Annotated in this window: 14 protein-coding genes and 2 tRNA genes; 1 reads left to right on the top strand and 15 read right to left on the bottom strand. The window is 56.7% G+C overall.

Annotated elements, in window-relative coordinates:
* Nucleotides 1–152 precede the first annotated feature (152 nt).
* The 13 genes from truB to rlmE all read right to left on the bottom strand — a co-directional run bounded on the left by truB (nucleotide 153) and on the right by rlmE (nucleotide 12,755).
* Nucleotides 153–1,070 (bottom strand): tRNA pseudouridine(55) synthase TruB, encoded by a 918-nt coding sequence (truB, locus tag EQV96_RS22585; RefSeq protein ID WP_240882437.1) that lies wholly within the window; start codon nucleotides 1,068–1,070, stop codon nucleotides 153–155.
* A gap of 3 nt (nucleotides 1,071–1,073) precedes the next feature.
* Nucleotides 1,074–1,475: a 30S ribosome-binding factor RbfA gene (rbfA, locus tag EQV96_RS22580; protein WP_016783435.1), complete on the bottom strand. Its 402-nt coding sequence runs from the start codon at nucleotides 1,473–1,475 to the stop codon at nucleotides 1,074–1,076.
* Nucleotides 1,476–1,633: 158 nt separating this feature from the next.
* Nucleotides 1,634–4,138 (bottom strand): translation initiation factor IF-2, encoded by a 2,505-nt coding sequence (gene infB, locus EQV96_RS22575; RefSeq protein WP_095002554.1) that lies wholly within the window; start codon nucleotides 4,136–4,138, stop codon nucleotides 1,634–1,636.
* 27 nt (nucleotides 4,139–4,165) lie between these two features.
* Complete coding sequence (gene nusA, locus EQV96_RS22570) at nucleotides 4,166–5,647, bottom strand: transcription termination factor NusA (protein ID WP_016783437.1); 1,482 nt, start codon at nucleotides 5,645–5,647, stop codon at nucleotides 4,166–4,168.
* A 47-nt stretch (nucleotides 5,648–5,694) separates the two neighbouring features.
* A complete protein-coding gene (rimP, locus tag EQV96_RS22565) occupies nucleotides 5,695–6,153 on the bottom strand; it encodes a ribosome maturation factor RimP (RefSeq protein WP_016783438.1) in 459 nt (152 codons plus the stop codon).
* Between the two features lie 141 nt (nucleotides 6,154–6,294).
* Nucleotides 6,295–6,371, bottom strand: a tRNA-Met gene (locus EQV96_RS22560).
* A gap of 96 nt (nucleotides 6,372–6,467) precedes the next feature.
* Nucleotides 6,468–6,553 (bottom strand) — tRNA-Leu (locus tag EQV96_RS22555).
* Between the two features lie 29 nt (nucleotides 6,554–6,582).
* A complete protein-coding gene (gene secG, locus EQV96_RS22550) occupies nucleotides 6,583–6,966 on the bottom strand; it encodes a preprotein translocase subunit SecG (protein ID WP_003439612.1) in 384 nt (127 codons plus the stop codon).
* 2 nt (nucleotides 6,967–6,968) lie between these two features.
* The gene (tpiA, locus tag EQV96_RS22545; protein WP_095002552.1) at nucleotides 6,969–7,724 is read right to left on the bottom strand and encodes a triose-phosphate isomerase; all 756 of its coding nucleotides are present in this window, start codon (nucleotides 7,722–7,724) and stop codon (nucleotides 6,969–6,971) included.
* 65 nt (nucleotides 7,725–7,789) lie between these two features.
* Nucleotides 7,790–9,127 carry a phosphoglucosamine mutase gene (glmM, locus tag EQV96_RS22540; RefSeq protein ID WP_095002551.1) on the bottom strand — a complete coding sequence of 446 codons (1,338 nt, stop codon included), beginning with the start codon at nucleotides 9,125–9,127 and terminating at the stop codon, nucleotides 7,790–7,792.
* Nucleotides 9,128–9,143: 16 nt separating this feature from the next.
* Complete coding sequence (folP, locus tag EQV96_RS22535) at nucleotides 9,144–9,995, bottom strand: dihydropteroate synthase (RefSeq protein WP_095002550.1); 852 nt, start codon at nucleotides 9,993–9,995, stop codon at nucleotides 9,144–9,146.
* An 8-nt stretch (nucleotides 9,996–10,003) separates the two neighbouring features.
* Complete coding sequence (gene ftsH / locus EQV96_RS22530) at nucleotides 10,004–11,911, bottom strand: ATP-dependent zinc metalloprotease FtsH (protein WP_016783442.1); 1,908 nt, start codon at nucleotides 11,909–11,911, stop codon at nucleotides 10,004–10,006.
* 193 nt (nucleotides 11,912–12,104) lie between these two features.
* Nucleotides 12,105–12,755, bottom strand: a complete 651-nt coding sequence (gene rlmE / locus EQV96_RS22525; RefSeq protein WP_016783443.1) for a 23S rRNA (uridine(2552)-2'-O)-methyltransferase RlmE — start codon at nucleotides 12,753–12,755, stop codon at nucleotides 12,105–12,107.
* 107 nt (nucleotides 12,756–12,862) lie between these two features.
* Between rlmE and yhbY the strand changes: the two genes are divergently transcribed.
* Nucleotides 12,863–13,171: a ribosome assembly RNA-binding protein YhbY gene (gene yhbY, locus EQV96_RS22520; RefSeq protein WP_003439595.1), complete on the top strand. Its 309-nt coding sequence runs from the start codon at nucleotides 12,863–12,865 to the stop codon at nucleotides 13,169–13,171.
* A 279-nt stretch (nucleotides 13,172–13,450) separates the two neighbouring features.
* On the opposite strand, the gene greA is transcribed toward yhbY, so the two are convergent.
* The gene (gene greA / locus EQV96_RS22515) at nucleotides 13,451–13,927 is read right to left on the bottom strand and encodes a transcription elongation factor GreA (RefSeq protein ID WP_016783444.1); all 477 of its coding nucleotides are present in this window, start codon (nucleotides 13,925–13,927) and stop codon (nucleotides 13,451–13,453) included.
* On the bottom strand, nucleotides 13,924–17,145 hold the full coding sequence (gene carB, locus EQV96_RS22510; RefSeq protein ID WP_095002549.1) for a carbamoyl-phosphate synthase large subunit: 3,222 nt from the start codon (nucleotides 17,143–17,145) through the stop codon (nucleotides 13,924–13,926). Before carB ends, greA begins: the two co-directional genes overlap by 4 nt.
* Nucleotides 17,146–17,147 lie beyond the last annotated feature (2 nt).

The following is a 17,147-nucleotide window of genomic DNA, read 5'->3' as shown; positions in this document are numbered from 1 at the left end:
CTTTCAATTAGGGCCTGCTTGCGAACAAGACAGATCCAATAGGCCGAGGACAAATCCTCGTATTTAAATGTGAGATGTGACCGTGCCTAATAACAGCCACCCTCATTCCAGTCTGCGCCGGTAATACTACACCCGATGCAGCCTGGTTCCGGTCATTCCGACCGAATCAGTCGACGCGGCGCAATACGCCCGTCTTCGCTCACTTCACCGATACCGATAAAGCGACCGTTGTGATCCTGTACCCGCACCATACCGAACTTCGGAGCATCCGGAGCACGCACCGGTTGGCCATTGAGCCAATAAAACGAGCTGGCTTCCGAGAAGTGCAGCAATGGCCAGTCGAGCAAACCGCTGTCCGATGGCATCAGGAAGCGATCAACCGCTTCATTGCCGCCTTCGGCATGCACCGCCTCCAGCTCTTCCAGGGTAACCGTCTGGGCCAGGCTGAAAGGTCCGGCGTGGGTACGACGCAGTTCTGCTACGTATGCCCCGCACCCCAATTGCTCACCGATATCTTCCACAAGGGTACGGATATAGGTGCCTTTGGTGCAGTCGACGGCCAGGCGCGCAGTGTCGCCTTCGCTGGCCAGTAATTCGAGGCGGGTAATAGTAACAGAACGCGGTTCACGCTCCACCACTTCGCCTGCACGGGCCAGCTTGTAAAGCGGCTGTCCGTCACGCTTGAGCGCAGAGTACATCGGCGGTATCTGGCTGATTTGCCCACGAAAACTGGGTAAAACAGCTTCAATATCGGCGCGACCAACGGTCACCGGGCGAGTCTGCAAAACCTCGCCTTCAGCGTCTGCCGTGGTCGTGGTCTTGCCCAATTGCATCAGGGTTTCATAACCCTTGTCGGAATCGAGCAGGTATTGCGAAAACTTGGTGGCTTCGCCAAAGCACAGCGGCAATACACCGCTGGCCAATGGATCGAGGCTACCGGTGTGCCCTGCCTTCTCGGCATTGAGCAGCCAGCGAACTTTCTGCAGGGCCGCATTGGAAGTAAACCCAAGTGGCTTGTCCAGCAGGATGATGCCGCTGACGTTACGACGGATACGCTTGACCTGAGCCACCGGTTACTCCTTGGTGTCTTCGGGAGCAGTGGTTTCAGGGTGCTGATTGTCTTCAGCCACTGCACGCTCGATCAAAGCGGACAGATGAGCACCACGCACGACGCTTTCATCGTAGTGGAAGTGCAACTGCGGAACGCTGCGCAGCTTCATTTCACGCGCCAGTTGCATGCGCAGGAAACCCGCTGCCGAGTTCAGCACCTTGATGCTCTGGGCGATATCTTCAGCGCTGTCCTGACCCATCACGGTGATGAAGATCTTGGCGTGACCGACGTCACGGCTGACTTCAACAGCAGTAATGGTGACCAGGCCCACGCGCGGGTCTTTGACTTCACGACGGATCAGCTGTGCCAGCTCGCGCTGCATCTGATCGCCAATACGTTGGGTACGGCTATATTCTTTTGCCATGTCTTGTTACCTGTTACTCACCCATGGGAAACCCATGCGGTCTGAAAGCGGCAAACGCCCGGCACGACAGAAGCCGGACCGGGCGTTGCGTTTAGAGTCCAGGCCGAGCGCTGCGCATTTGCATGCGCGGGCTCGTCCTCGCTCTTGAGGCTCGCGAGTTAGAGGCTGCGAGCAACCTGGACCTTCTCGAACACTTCGATCTTGTCACCGACTTTAACGTCGTTGTAGCTCTTGACGCCGATACCGCATTCCATGCCGGCACGCACTTCGGACATGTCATCTTTGAAGCGACGCAGGGATTCCAGCTCGCCTTCGTAGATAACGATGTCTTCACGCAGTACGCGGATTGGACGGTTACGGTGAACAACACCTTCCAGCACCATGCAACCTGCAACCGCGCCGAACTTAGGCGAACGGAACACGTCACGGACTTCAGCGATACCCAGGATGTTCTCCCGAACGTCGCTGCCAAGCATGCCGGTAAGGGCTTTCTTGACGTCTTCGATGATGTCGTAGATGACGTTGTAGTAACGCATGTCCAGGCCTTCCTGCTCGACAATCTTGCGAGCGCCGGCATCGGCACGCACGTTGAAGCCAAACAGTACAGCGTTGGAGGCCAGTGCCAGGTTAGCGTCGCTCTCGGTGATACCACCGACACCGCCGCCCACTACGCGCACTTGCACTTCGTCGTTACCCAGGCCGCTCAGAGCGCCCTGCAGAGCTTCCAACGAACCACGGACGTCAGATTTGAGGACGATGTTAAGCGTCTTCTTCTCTTCCTGGCCCATGTTCTCGAAGATGTTTTCCAGCTTGCCTGCGTGAGCACGCGCCAGTTTCACTTCGCGGAACTTGCCTTGACGGAACAGGGCAACTTCACGTGCCTTCTTCTCGTCGGTCATTACGCTCATCTCGTCGCCAGCATCTGGCGTACCGTCCAGGCCGAGAATCTCGACAGGGATGGATGGACCGGCTTCCTTGATAGGCTTGCCGTTCTCGTCGAGCATGGCGCGGATGCGGCCGTAGTTGGAGCCGACCAGTACCATGTCGCCTTGGCGCAGGGTACCGTCTTGAACCAGAACGGTAGCAACAGGACCGCGGCCTTTGTCCAGACGGGACTCAACCACTACGCCACGGCCAGGAGCCGATGGAGTTGCCTTGAGTTCCAGAACTTCAGCTTGCAGCAGTACGGCTTCGAGCAATTCGTCAACGCCGGTACCCATTTTCGCCGAGACCGAAACAAACGGAGTGTCACCACCCCACTCTTCCGACGTCACGCCGTGAACGGACAGTTCGCTACGAATGCGATCGAGGTCAGCACCTGGCTTGTCGATCTTGTTCACTGCAACAACCAGAGGCACGCCAGCGGCTTTCGCATGCTGAACGGCTTCGATGGTCTGCGGCATTACGCCGTCGTCTGCAGCCACAACCAGAATCACGATGTCAGTCGCCTTGGCACCACGAGCACGCATTGCGGTAAACGCAGCGTGACCCGGGGTATCGAGGAACGTGACCATGCCGCGTTCGGTTTCAACGTGGTACGCACCGATGTGCTGGGTAATACCACCGGCTTCGCCAGCCGCTACCTTGGCACGACGGATGTAGTCGAGCAGGGACGTTTTACCGTGGTCAACGTGGCCCATTACGGTCACAACCGGTGCACGGGAGAACGACTCGCCTTCGAACTTCAGGGACTCGGCCAGGGAATCTTCCAGGGCGTTGTCGCTGACCAGAGTCACTTTGTGGCCCAGTTCTTCAGCAACCAGTTGGGCAGTTTCCTGATCCAGTACCTGGTTGATGGTTGCTGGAGTACCCAGCTTGAACATGAACTTGATGACTTCGGCAGCCTTGACCGACATCTGTGCGGCCAAATCGCCGACAGTGATGGTCTCGCCAATCTGCACGTCACGAACTACAGGGCCGGTTGGGCTCTGGAAACCGTGAGCGTTGCGCTTCTTCAGCTTGCCCTTGCCACGACCACCGCGACGGAAGCTGTCGCTTTCTTCGTCGGAAGTGCGCGGAGCAACACGTGGAGTCGGTGCTTTTTCTTTAACCGAGGCACGATGCGGAGCGTTTTTGCGATCGCCGTCACCACTGCCGCGACGATTGTTATCGTCTGCGCGTGGTTTGTCCGGGCGACGCTGTTCGTCACGCTTGCGTGCATCAGCGGCTGGAGCCGGTGCTGGCGCTGCGGCTTGCACAGGTGCAGGCGCTGCAGCGGCCGGAGCCGGTGCTGCCACAGGAGCAGATGCAGGCTGGCGGCGCGCTTCTTCTTCGGCGCGACGCTTGGACTCTTCTTCAGCCTTTTGACGTGCGGCATTTTCTACTGCACGACGTTCATCCATCTCACGTTTGCGCTCGGCTTCGATTTCTTCCGGGCTTTGCTGTACGAAGACTTTCTTCTTGCGTACTTCAACGCTGATGCTTTTGCTGCCAGCTACACGCAGGGTACTGGTGGTTTTACGCTGCAAAGTGATCTTGCGCGGTTCTTCCACTTTAGCCTTGTGGCTGCTTTTAAGGTGAGTCAGCAGAGCCTGCTTCTCACTATCGGTTACATTCTGCTCGGCGGCGTTGTGCGGCAGACCTGCCTCACGCATCTGCTGCAACAGGCGCTCAACCGGTGTTTTGACCTCATCGGCCAGTTGTTTCACCGTGACTTGCGTCATGCATTTCTCTCCTCAGGCCGCGCCTAATTACTCGAACCAATGGGCTCGGGCGGCCATGATCAACTTGCCGGCACGATCATCGTCAATGCCGTCGATGTCGAGCAGGTCGTCAATAGACTGCTCGGCCAGGTCTTCGCGGGTAATTACGCCGCGCACCGCCAGTTCCATCGCCAAATCCTTGTCCATACCCTCAAGCGAGAGCAGGTCTTCGGCCGGATGGGCGTCTGCCAGCTTTTCCTCAGTAGCGATGGCTTTAGTCAACAGTCGATCCTTGGCGCGAGCGCGAAGCTCGTTGACGGTATCTTCGTCAAAGCCATCGATGTTGAGCATTTCCTCCACCGGTACGTAGGCAATCTCTTCCAGGCTAGTAAAGCCTTCATCAACCAGTACCTGCGCCAGGTCTTCATCAACTTCCAGCTCTTCGATGAAGTTGCGCAGGATATCGCCGGTTTCTGCTTGCTGCTTGGCCTGGATGTCCGATTCGGTCATCACGTTCAGGGTCCAGCCGGTCAACTGGCTGGCCAGACGTACGTTCTGACCGCCGCGACCAATCGCCTGGGCCAGATTGTCTGCGCCAACGGCGATGTCCATTGCATGGGCATCTTCGTCGACGATAATAGCCGCCACTTCTGCTGGCGACATTGCGTTGATCACGAACTGCGCCGGGTTGTCATCCCAAAGGACGATATCCACTCGCTCTCCGCCCAATTCGCCGGACACTGCCTGGACACGCGAACCGCGCATACCAATGCAGGCACCTTGCGGATCAATGCGTTTGTCTTTCGAGCGAACGGCTATTTTAGCGCGTGATCCAGGATCGCGGGAGGCCGCCATCACTTCGATCAGGCCTTCGGAGATTTCTGGCACTTCAATGCGGAACAACTCGATCAGCATCTCTGGCGCTGTACGCGACAGGATCAGCTGAGGACCGCGGTTTTCAGTGCGGATTTCCTTGAGCAATGCGCGAAGGCGTACGCCAACACGGAAAGTCTCACGCGAAATGATGTCTTCACGGGCCAGCAACGCTTCAGCGTTGTTACCCAGGTCAACGATCACATTGTCGCGGGTCACCTTTTTAACGGTGCCGGAAATGATTTCGCCCAGACGCTCACGATAGGCATCGACTACTTGAGCACGCTCGGCTTCGCGAACTTTTTGCACGATGACCTGTTTGGCCGTCTGTGCAGCAATTCGACCGAATTCGATAGAATCGATTTTCTCTTCGATAATATCGCCGGCTTTCGCGCCTGGCTGTTTCGCCTGGGCCTGGTCTACAGCCAACTCGTATGCTGGATCATCCAGATCTTCGTCTTCGACCACAGTCCAGCGACGGAAAGTCTCATAGTTACCGGTGTGGCGATTGATTTCCACACGCAGTTCGACTTCGTCTTCAAAACGCTTTTTAGTAGCGGTGGCCAGAGCCAGCTCCAGCGCTTCAAAAATAACGTTTGCCGGTACGCCCTTTTCATTGGACACCGACTCAACAACCAGCAGTACTTCTTTGCTCATCGTACGCCTCGCCTTTCGCAAGCCATTGGATCCGCGGGATCCGCGTCTCAGTCAAAACTGGGAATAATGTTGGCCTTGTCGATCATATCGATCGGCAACAGGAACTCATGGTCTTCAACCTGCACCACGATGTCCTGCTCTTCTACGCCGCGCAGAAGGCCCTGAAAGTTGCGTCGCCCTTCAAAAGGCGAGCGCAGCTTGATCTTCACTTGCTCACCGACAAATTGGGCAAACTGTTCAAGGGTGAACAGCGGGCGTTCCATGCCAGGAGAAGAAACTTCAAGGGTGTATTCAACAGCGATAGGATCTTCGACATCCAGAACGCCGCTGATCTGACGACTCACGATAGCGCAGTCATCCACCAGTACGCCGCCTTCCTTGTCGATATACACACGCAACATTGAATGGCGGCCTTGAGCCGAAAATTCAATACCCCAGCATTCATAGCCAAGGGCCACGACCACCGGGGCCAACAAGTCCTGCAACTGTTCTAGCTTGCTCGACACCTGAACCCCCTAGTGCATGTTTGTGCATGCTGTGCAAAATGAAAAAATGGGCGAAGCGCCCATCTCTGAAACGTCGTTGAATACCGACGCTATAAAGTGTCCAGCTAACAAAAAGCCCCTGAAAAGGGGCTCCGCTGAAACTGGTTGCGGGAGCCGGATTTGAACCGACGACCTTCGGGTTATGAGCCCGACGAGCTACCAGACTGCTCCATCCCGCGACAAAGCTGGAGCGGAAGTATACGGTTGATCCCGTGACGGGTCAATCCAACCTTCCACATACAAGAAAGCCCGCTACTGCGGGCATTCTTGATAATTGGTACCGAGAAGGGGACTCGAACCCCTACACCCTATGGGCACAACCACCTCAAGGTTGCGTGTCTACCAATTCCACCACCTCGGCAATACAACGTTTACATCATGAAACCCGTTTTACTTTTGCTCTTGAGCTGGAGGTACGTCAGTCGCAGGAGTTGCCGACTTTTGCTCTTGAAGCACCGGAACATCATCTGAAGCCGGCTTTTGCACTGGAACTTCCAACACCGCTGGATTTGGCAAACCTACTTGAGTCAGCTGTTCAGCCTTCTCTTTAGCAAAGTAACCTAACCCCAAGCTGGTTATGAAAAAACCTGCGGCAAGTATAGCAGTAAACTTACTAAGAAAGGTAGAGGAACCTTGGCTTCCGAACACAGTATTTGATGCACCTGCGCCGAAAGATGCTCCAGCATCCGCTCCCTTGCCCTGTTGCAGCAAAACCAGGGCAATTACACCCAATGCTGTCAACAGATGAAACACAGTTACGACGTTATCCAGCATTTTCAGTTTCCTGCGGCACGAATGATCGCACCGAACTCATCTGCATTCAGGGAAGCCCCGCCAATAAGTCCCCCATCGATATCCGGCATGCTGAACAGTTCGACCGCATTGGCCGCCTTCACGCTGCCGCCGTATAGAAGCCGCACACCTTGTGCCACTTCAGAATTCTTTTGCGCCAGCTGTGCGCGAATGGCCGCATGCACATCTTGCGCTTGCTGTGGTGATGCGGTCAGCCCGGTGCCAATGGCCCAGACCGGCTCGTATGCAATCACGGCATTTACAAAAGCATCAATACCAAACTCGTCAATCACGGCATTCAGCTGACGCTCTACCACTTCCAGCGTTTGCCCCGCTTCGCGCTGCTCCAGGGTTTCCCCTATGCACAACACTGGCGTCAAGCCTGAGGCTTGGGCCGCTGCAAACTTGCGATTGAGTGTCTCGTCCTGCTCACCCAGTATCAGGCGGCGTTCGGAGTGCCCCACAAGCACCAGCTTGCAACCTGCGTCGGCCAACTGACTAGAGGAAATCTCGCCAGTCAGCGCGCCCTGCCCCGACTCCACTGCAGCATCCTGAGCACCGACCGAAATCGCTGCGCCTTGCAAGCCATTGATAACACGATCAATAAATAGCTGAGGCGGAAAAACTGCAACATCAACATCGTTTGGCAGGACCAGACCACGCAGACCGTCGATCAGCTCAGCGACGCTGGCGCGGGTACCGTGCATCTTCCAGTTACCAGCTACCATAGTGCGACGCATGCTTTACCTCGTCGGTCAAAGTGGGCGCAGATGTTACCCAACCAAATCAAAGCTGGCAAGCCGAATCAGACACAAACTTCACTTACCAGTTTTGCCAGCTCTTCGGCGTAGCCGCGAACCATGTTTTCGTCATCGCCTTCGACCATCACGCGCACCAAAGGCTCTGTTCCGGACTTGCGCAACAACACACGACCACGGCCATTCATGGCAGCCGTCACTCGCGCGCACGCCTCCTTCACCGCCGGGTGCTCGACAGGGTCGACGCCACCGGCAAAACGAACATTCAGTAACACTTGCGGGCACTTGCGCAGCGCCTGACGCGACTGGGCCAGGCTTTCATCGCGACGACGCAAGGACAACAACACCTGCAGCGCAGCAATGATCGCATCGCCAGTGGTGGTGTGGTGGAAGCACACGATATGCCCGGAGTTCTCGCCACCCACCAGCCAGTTACGCTCTTGCAGGGCCGCGATAACGTAACGGTCGCCCACATTGGCGCGTACGAACTCGATACCCAGGTCAGCCAATGCCAGCTCAAGGCCAAGGTTGCTCATCAGCGTACCGACAACGCCACCCTGCAATTTGCCACGCTCGTGCAGGTCACGGGCAATGATAAACAACAGCTCATCGCCATCGACCACGGCACCGGTATGGTCAACCATCAACACGCGATCGCCGTCGCCATCAAAAGCAATACCCAGGTCCGCACCTTCAGCCACCACGGCAGCCTGCAACTGACCCATATGGGTCGAACCGCAGTTTTCGTTGATGTTCAGGCCATCAGGCTGCGCCGACAGAACAACGACTTGAGCACCCAGCTCCTTGAAAACACTTGGCGCAACCTTGTAGGTAGCACCGTGGGCGCAATCGAGAACAATCTTCATACCGCTGAATTTGGTGCTGCTTGGCACGCTGCTTTTACAGAATTCGATATAACGGCCCGGCGCATCATTGATCCGCGAGACCTTGCCGAGCTTGTCGGAATCGACAACGGTCATCGGCGCATCCAGCAACTCTTCGATCATCAGTTCAACGTCGTCAGGCAGCTTGGTGCCCTCGCCGGAAAAGAACTTGATGCCATTATCGTCGTGGGGATTGTGCGAAGCGCTGATCACGATGCCCGCTTCCGCATGGAAGGTACGTGTCAGGTAGGCAATGGCCGGTGTCGGCATAGGCCCCAGCAACATCACATCAGCCCCGGCAGCCGACAAGCCCGCTTCAAGAGCCGACTCAAACATGTAACCCGAGATGCGGGTGTCCTTGCCTACCAGGATCCGGCAAGCGCCCTTGCTGCGAAACGCCATGCCCGCTGCCCAACCCAACTTGAGCATAAAGTCAGGGGTAATCGGATAAACGCCGACCCGACCACGAATACCGTCGGTGCCAAAATACTTCTTTGTCATAAGTGCTCCATCATTCTTAGTCGGCGGAATCTACCGCTGCGATCATCCGTACCACATCAACTGTTTCGGCAACATCATGGACGCGCAGAATGCGCGCACCCTTGGTCATCGCCAATGCTGCAAGCGCCAGGCTGCCATAGAGACGCCCTGCAACTGGCCGGTTCAGTGTCTGCCCGACCATGCTTTTACGTGACACGCCCACCAGCAAAGGCCGACCCAGCGCATGCAAGGCCTCCATATGCTTGAACAGGCTCAAATTGTGCTGCAATGTCTTGGCAAAACCAAAGCCCGGATCGAGCACGATGCGTTCGGCCCCAATGCCAGCAGCAGCGCAACGCGCCATGCTGTCAGCGAGAAACGTCGACACCTCGCCCACCAGGTCTTCGTAATGCGGGTTGTCCTGCATGTCTCCAGGCTCACCGAGCATATGCATCAGGCATACCGGCAAGCCTGTCGCCGCAGCGGCCTGCAAGGCCCCTTCACGGCGCAGCGAGCGCACATCATTGATCAACCCTGCTCCCAGGCGCGCAACCTCGGTCATGACGATTGGCGCGGATGTATCGACCGAAATAATCACATCCAGTTCCCGGGCAATTCGCTCGACAACAGGAGCAACCCGGTCGAGCTCTTCCTGCGGCAATACCACAGGAGCTCCGGGGCGCGTTGACTCACCGCCAACATCAATCAGGGTTGCACCCGCCTGCACCATCGCCTCTGCATGGCGCAGAGCCGCATCCAGGGCAGCAAAGCGGCCGCCATCGGAAAAGGAATCAGGGGTGACATTGAGGATGCCCATAACATGCGTATGGGCCAAATCAAGAACCCGGTTGCCGCAAGGCAACCGGGTTGAGGACTGAACAGAAGTCATTTCAAGCCTTATTGATCAGCAGCAGGGCCGCCGATAGGTGTTTCCGGGCGCTCGGTTTTATCCAGCGTAGGGGCAGTCGGGGTACCCGAGTTGCCATCTTCCCAGTCACGCGGCTCACGTGGCGGACGACCCGCCATGATGTCGTCGATCTGATCGGCATCGATCGTTTCGTACTTCATCAACGCGTCAGCCATTGCATCCAGCTTGTCGCGATTTTCGGTCAGGATCTGCTTGGCCGTGTTGTAGCACTGATCAATGATGCTGCGCACTTCCGAGTCGATCAGCTTGGCTGTCTCGCCCGACACGTTTGCAGACTGACCACCGCCACGACCCAGATAGGACTCTTCGTCTTCGGCATACATCAGCGGGCCGAGCTTCTCGGACAAGCCCCACTTGGTCACCATGTTGCGGGCAATCTGGCTGGCTCGCATGATGTCGTTGGAAGCGCCGGTGGTCACACCGTCAAAGCCCAAGGTCATCTCTTCAGCGATACGGCCGCCATACAGCGAGCAGATCTGGCTGATCAGCGCACGCTTGGACAAGCTGTAGCGATCTTCTTCCGGCAGGAACATGGTCACGCCCAGGGCGCGGCCACGAGGAATGATCGACACCTTGTAGACCGGATCATGCTCAGGCACTACGCGACCAACGATAGCGTGACCCGCTTCGTGATAGGCCGTGTTGCGCTTTTCTTTATCGGACATGACCATCGATTTGCGCTCGGCGCCCATCATGATCTTGTCCTTGGCCAGCTCGAACTCTTTCATTTCAACAACACGCTTGCCGGTACGCGCCGCGAACAGGGAAGCTTCGTTGACCAGGTTGGCCAGGTCGGCACCCGAGAAGCCCGGGGTACCACGTGCAATAACAGCCGGCTGGACGTCGTCGCCCATTGGCACTTTACGCATGTGTACTTTGAGAATCTGCTCGCGACCACGGATGTCCGGCAAGCCAACCACCACCTGACGGTCAAAGCGACCTGGACGCAGCAGCGCAGGGTCAAGCACGTCAGGACGGTTGGTGGCGGCAATCACGATGATGCCGTCATTCATCTCAAAGCCGTCCATCTCAACCAGCAACTGGTTAAGGGTCTGCTCGCGCTCGTCATGACCGCCGCCCATACCGTTACCACGGTGACGGCCGACAGCGTCGATCTCATCGATAAAGATGATGCAAGGCGCGTGCTTCTTGGCCTGCTCAAACATGTCACGAACACGGCTTGCACCAACGCCCACGAACATTTCAACAAAGTCGGAACCGGAAATAGTGAAGAACGGTACCTTGGCCTCACCCGCAATCGCCTTGGCGATCAGGGTTTTACCCGTACCTGGCGGACCCACCATCAGTACGCCGCGAGGGATACGCCCGCCCAGACGCTGGAACTTGCCCGGATCGCGCAGGAACTCAACCAGCTCGCCCACTTCTTCCTTGGCTTCATCGCAACCTGCCACGTCAGCCAGGGTCGTCTTGACCTGGTCTTCCGACAGCAGCCGCGCCTTGCTCTTGCCAAAGCTCATCGGGCCGCCTTTACCGCCGGCACCGCCCTGCATCTGGCGCATCATGAACATGAAGACCGCAATAATCACCAGGATCGGGAAGCTCGCAACCAGCAACTGGGTCCAGATGCTTTGTTGCTCAGGCAATTTGCCTTCAACGGTGACGTGGTTATCCACCAGGTCGCCGATCAAACCGTTGTCCTGAATCGCCGGACGGATGGTTTTGAAGGTATCGCCATCGCTGCGTTTGCCGGTAATCACGTAGCCATCCACGGCAACGCGCTCGACCTTGCCATCCTTAACTTGCTGGATGAAGTCGGAATAGTTGAGGGTTTGTGGCTCGTTTGGACTGGAGAAGTTGTTCATCACTGTCACCAGGACAGCGGCGATGATCAACCACAGGATCAGATTCTTTGCCATATCGTTCAATTAGCTACCCTCTGAAGCACAAGCCCCGCTACTGAAGCGTGCTTCGCATGATATTCACCGGCATAACTTACTACATTGCCTACAACCCTTGCAGGCTCCGTCTGTAACCCTTTGTGAAACTTTGCCTACACAATATTCGTTATGCCAGATCTGTAAAGCGATTCAAAAAAATCTATCGCCCTTGTTACAGACGTTCATCACTGGCCGAACCTTCAACACCGCGGAAGCCGCGCCCCAGCAAATACTGCTCGCGGGACCTGTCTCGCGACGAGGAGGGCTTGCGCATCTGTACCTTGTCAAACAGCTTGCGAATGTCCTTGTGGTACTGATCGAAGCCTTCCCCCTGGAAAACCTTAATCAGAAAATCACCACCTGGACGCAGGACGCGACCGGCAAGATCCAGTGCCAATTCGCACAGAAACATCGCCCGCGGCATGTCGACAGCTGCCAATCCACTCATATTGGGGGCCATATCTGAAATCACAAGGTCTACTTGTGTATTTCCGACGGCCTCGAGGATCTGAGCAAGCACGGCATCCTCGGTAAAGTCGCCCTTGATGAAGGTCACATCAGGGATGCTGTCCATGTCCAGGATGTCGGAAGCAATCAAACGCCCCTGACCACCGATCAGACGACTGGTCACCTGCGACCAGCCACCCGGGGCTGCACCCAGGTCGATAACGGTCATACCGGGACGAATCAGCTTGTCGCGCTCCTGGATCTCCAGCAATTTGTAGCTGGCACGGGAGCGATACCCGTCTTTTTGCGCCATTTTGACGTACGGGTCGTTGAAATGTTCTTTCAGCCAGTTAAGGCTAGTCTTGGAACGGGCCACGGGCCACCTCAAAAATTTTAAACGGGTCGTGATTAACTGGGCGGTCTGGGACTCGCTCGGGTAAACTGGCCGCCGCTTTTTACAAGATCAGACACAGGGGTCAGATTATGCCGCTCACTCAAGAGCAGAAGAAACAGTACAAATCCATTGGCCACCATCTGAAACCAGTTTTGACTGTGGCTGACAATGGTTTGACTGAAGGTGTTTTAGCCGAACTCGAACGCGCATTGGGCGATCACGAGCTGATTAAAATCAAAGTCAACATTCTGGATCGCGAATCCCGCCTGGAGGCCATTGCAGAACTGTGCAAGGCCGGCAAAGCGGAACTGGTACAGGTTATCGGCAAAATGGCGCTTCTGTACCGCAAGAACGTCAATGTAAACAAGCAACTGTCGAACATCCACCGTTTCAAGTGATGTAGACAAGGGTCAAGGGCGCGCCTGGCGCGCCCTGAAACTCTTCCAGGGCCAAAGCCCGAGAGTCATGCAAGCACTGCCCGCGCAACGCATCAGGCAGCCAGAGACGCCCAACGCACTACTTCCCCACTTGCTCCATGCCACTTCAACAGCTTCGCTGCCAACCGCATTGCGGCCAGCACCGGCAAACAATTCTGTGTGCAACAACCACAGGCCGCCAACCCGGAACACCCGGGCCGACCGCCAAAAAAGTGCGCCCGCACACGGCGGGCGCTCTTCTTAGATGTGACTTACTTTGACAATTTCGTACTCAATGACGCCGCCCGGTGTTTTCACCGCCACCACATCACCCTCTTCCTTGGCAATCAAGGCACGGGCAAGTGGCGAACCAACGGAGATCTTTCCGAGCTTGAAGTCAGCCTCATCTTCACCAACGATCTGGTAGGTCACGCTTTCGTCAGTTTCAACGTTGGCGATCTCGACCGTGGTACCGAAAATCACTTTACCGGTGTGAGGAATAGTCGTTACATCGATGATCACCGCGTTCTGCATGCGGCCTTCGATGTCACGGATACGCGCCTCAACCATACCCTGCTGCTCACGGGCAGCATGGTATTCAGCGTTTTCTTTAAGGTCGCCCAGCTCACGCGCCGTGCCGATATCCTGGCTCAGCTTGGGACGAACAACCTTGGTCAGATGTGCGTGTTCTTCTTCCAGGGCTTTGGCGCCCTGGACCGTCATTGGGTACTTGATCATGCCTTTAATCCTGCGTGTAGATCCTGCAAGCGACGTACGGTTTTTTCAGGACCGAATTTAAGCGCTTCACAGATCGCTTCGCCAGCAGCAATAGTCGTGGTGCAGTAGATCTTGTGCTGCAGCGCGTTGCGGCGAATGGAATAGGAGTCAGCAATCGACTGACGTCCTTCGGTAGTGTTGATGATCAAGGTTACTTCGTCGTTCTTGATCATGTCGACAACGTGCGGACGACCTTCGGTCACCTTGTTCACACGACGTACTTTCAAGCCTGCTGCTTCGATGAACTTGGCAGTGCCAACGGTCGAAACGATTTCAAAGCCCAGGTTGATCAGGTCGCGGGCAACGCCGGCCACCAGCGGCTTGTCGTCGTCGCGCACGCTGATGAAAGCAGTACCGCCAGTCGGCAGCACTTCGCTTGCACCCATCTGGGCCTTGGCAAACGCTTCGCCGAAGGTATCGCCCACGCCCATCACTTCACCGGTGGACTTCATCTCAGGGCCGAGAATCGGGTCAACACCCGGGAATTTGGCGAACGGGAAGACCGCCTCTTTCACGCTGTAGAAGTTAGGAATGATTTCTTTGGTGAAACCGATTTCCTTCAGGGTTTTACCGGCCATTACGCGAGCTGCGATCATCGCCAGGGAAACACCGATGCACTTGGAGACGAAAGGAACGGTACGCGATGCACGCGGGTTCACTTCGATCACGTAGATATCTTCGCCCTGCAGAGCCAATTGCACGTTCATCAGGCCGACAACGCCCAACTCCAGAGCCATTTTCTTGACCTGCTCGCGCATCTCGTCCTGGATGTGCAGCGGCAGCGAGTACGGCGGCAGCGAGCAAGCGGAGTCACCGGAGTGAACGCCAGCCTGTTCGATGTGCTGCATGATTGCGCCGATCACTACATCAGTACCGTCGCAGACAGCATCCACGTCCATTTCGATGGCGCAGTTGAGGAAGTGGTCCAGCAGCACGGGGCTGTCGTTGGACACTTTCACTGCGTCACGCAGGTAGCGCTTGAGCTCGTCTTCTTCGTAAACGATTTCCATCGCACGGCCGCCCAACACGTAGGAAGGACGAACAACCAGCGGGTAACCGATCTTGCCAGCGGCACGAATGGCTTCGTCTTCGCTGCGCACAGTAGCGTTAGGCGGCTGACGCAGGTTCAGGCGCTCAACCATCTGCTGGAAGCGCTCACGGTCTTCTGCACGGTCGATCGCGTCAGGGCTGGTACCGATGATCGGCACGCCGGCTTCTTCCAGGGCACGCGCCAGTTTCAGCGGGGTTTGGCCGCCGTACTGGACAATCACGCCTTTTGGCTTCTCGACACGCACGATTTCCAGCACGTCTTCCAGGGTTACGGATTCGAAGTACAGACGATCCGAGGTGTCGTAGTCGGTGGAAACGGTTTCCGGGTTGCAGTTGACCATGATGGTCTCGTAACCGTCGGCACGCAGCGCCAGAGCGGCGTGAACGCAGCAATAGTCAAACTCGATACCCTGGCCGATACGGTTCGGGCCACCGCCCAGAATCATGATCTTGTCACGATCCGAAGGGTTGGCTTCGCACTCTTCCTCATAGGTGGAGTACATGTAGGCGGTGTCGGTAGCGAACTCGGCTGCGCAGGTGTCAACGCGCTTGTAGACCGGGAACACTTCCAGCTTGTGGCGGTGGCGACGCAGGTTCTTCTCGGTCACACCCAGCAGAACGGCCAGACGCGCGTCGGAGAAGCCCTTGCGCTTGAAGCGGTACATGGCGTCGCGATCGATCGACGACAGGGCCATGGTCTTGATTTTTTCTTCGTCCTTGATCAGATCTTCGATCTGTACCAGGAACCAAGGGTCAATCATGTTCATGCCGAAGATATCTTCAACGGTCATGCCGGCGCGGAACGCGTCAGCCACGTACCAGATACGCTCGGCGCCCGGCACGGTCAGCTCGCGCTTGAGCACGGCCATGCTTTCCGGGTTGCTCAGGTCCAGCTTTGGATCAAGACCGCTGACACCTACTTCCAGACCGCGAAGGGCCTTTTGCAGGGATTCCTGGAAAGTCCGGCCGATGGCCATGACTTCGCCCACAGATTTCATCTGTGTGGTTAAACGGGCGTCAGCCTTGGCGAACTTCTCGAAAGCGAAGCGCGGCAGCTTGGTCACAACGTAGTCGATGGACGGCTCGAAGGACGCAGGCGTAGCGCCGCCGGTGATTTCGTTTTGCAGCTCATCCAGGGTGTAACCGATCGCCAATTTGGCAGCGATACGAGCGATCGGGAAGCCGGTGGCTTTCGATGCCAGCGCCGACGAACGCGATACACGCGGGTTCATTTCGATCACGACCATACGGCCGGTGTCCGGGCAGATACCGAACTGAACGTTGGAACCGCCGGTTTCAACGCCGATCTCACGCAGTACCGCCAACGAGGCGTTACGCATGATCTGGTATTCCTTGTCCGTCAGGGTCTGTGCCGGAGCAACGGTGATCGAGTCACCGGTGTGCACGCCCATCGGGTCGAAGTTTTCGATCGAGCAAACGATGATGCAGTTGTCTTTTTTGTCGCGGACAACCTCCATCTCGTACTCTTTCCAGCCGATCAGGGATTCGTCGATCAGCAGCTCTTTGGTTGGCGACAGGTCCAGACCACGGGTGCAGATCTCTTCGAACTCTTCACGGTTGTAAGCAATACCGCCACCGGTGCCGCCCATGGTGAAGGACGGACGAATGATGCACGGGAAGCCCAGTCGCTCGAGGACCGCATTGGCCTCTTCCATGGTGTGGGCGATACCGGAGCGCGGGCAATCCAGGCCGATGGACTTCATGGCCTTGTCGAAACGCGAACGGTCTTCAGCTTTGTCGATGGTGTCAGCGTTGGCGCCGATCATTTCTACGCCGAACTTCTCGAGCACGCCTTCGCGCTCCAGGTCCAGTGCGCAGTTCAGAGCTGTCTGGCCGCCCATGGTTGGCAGCAGTGCATCCGGACGCTCTTTTTCGATGATCTTGGCAACGGTCTGCCACTTGATCGGCTCGATGTACGTGGCGTCAGCCATGTCCGGGTCGGTCATGATAGTGGCAGGGTTGGAGTTCACCAGGATGACGCGGTAACCCTCCTCGCGCAGGGCTTTGCAGGCCTGGGCGCCGGAGTAGTCGAATTCACACGCCTGGCCGATAACAATCGGGCCAGCGCCGAGAATCAGGATGCTTTTTATGTCTGTACGTTTTGGCATGG

The organism is Pseudomonas sp. TMW22080 (assembly GCF_022496745.1).
Taxonomy (GTDB): Bacteria; Pseudomonadota; Gammaproteobacteria; order Pseudomonadales; family Pseudomonadaceae; genus Aquipseudomonas; species Aquipseudomonas bubulae.
Note: the sequence above shows the minus strand (reverse complement) of the source record. Positions and strands in the feature narration are given on the sequence as shown.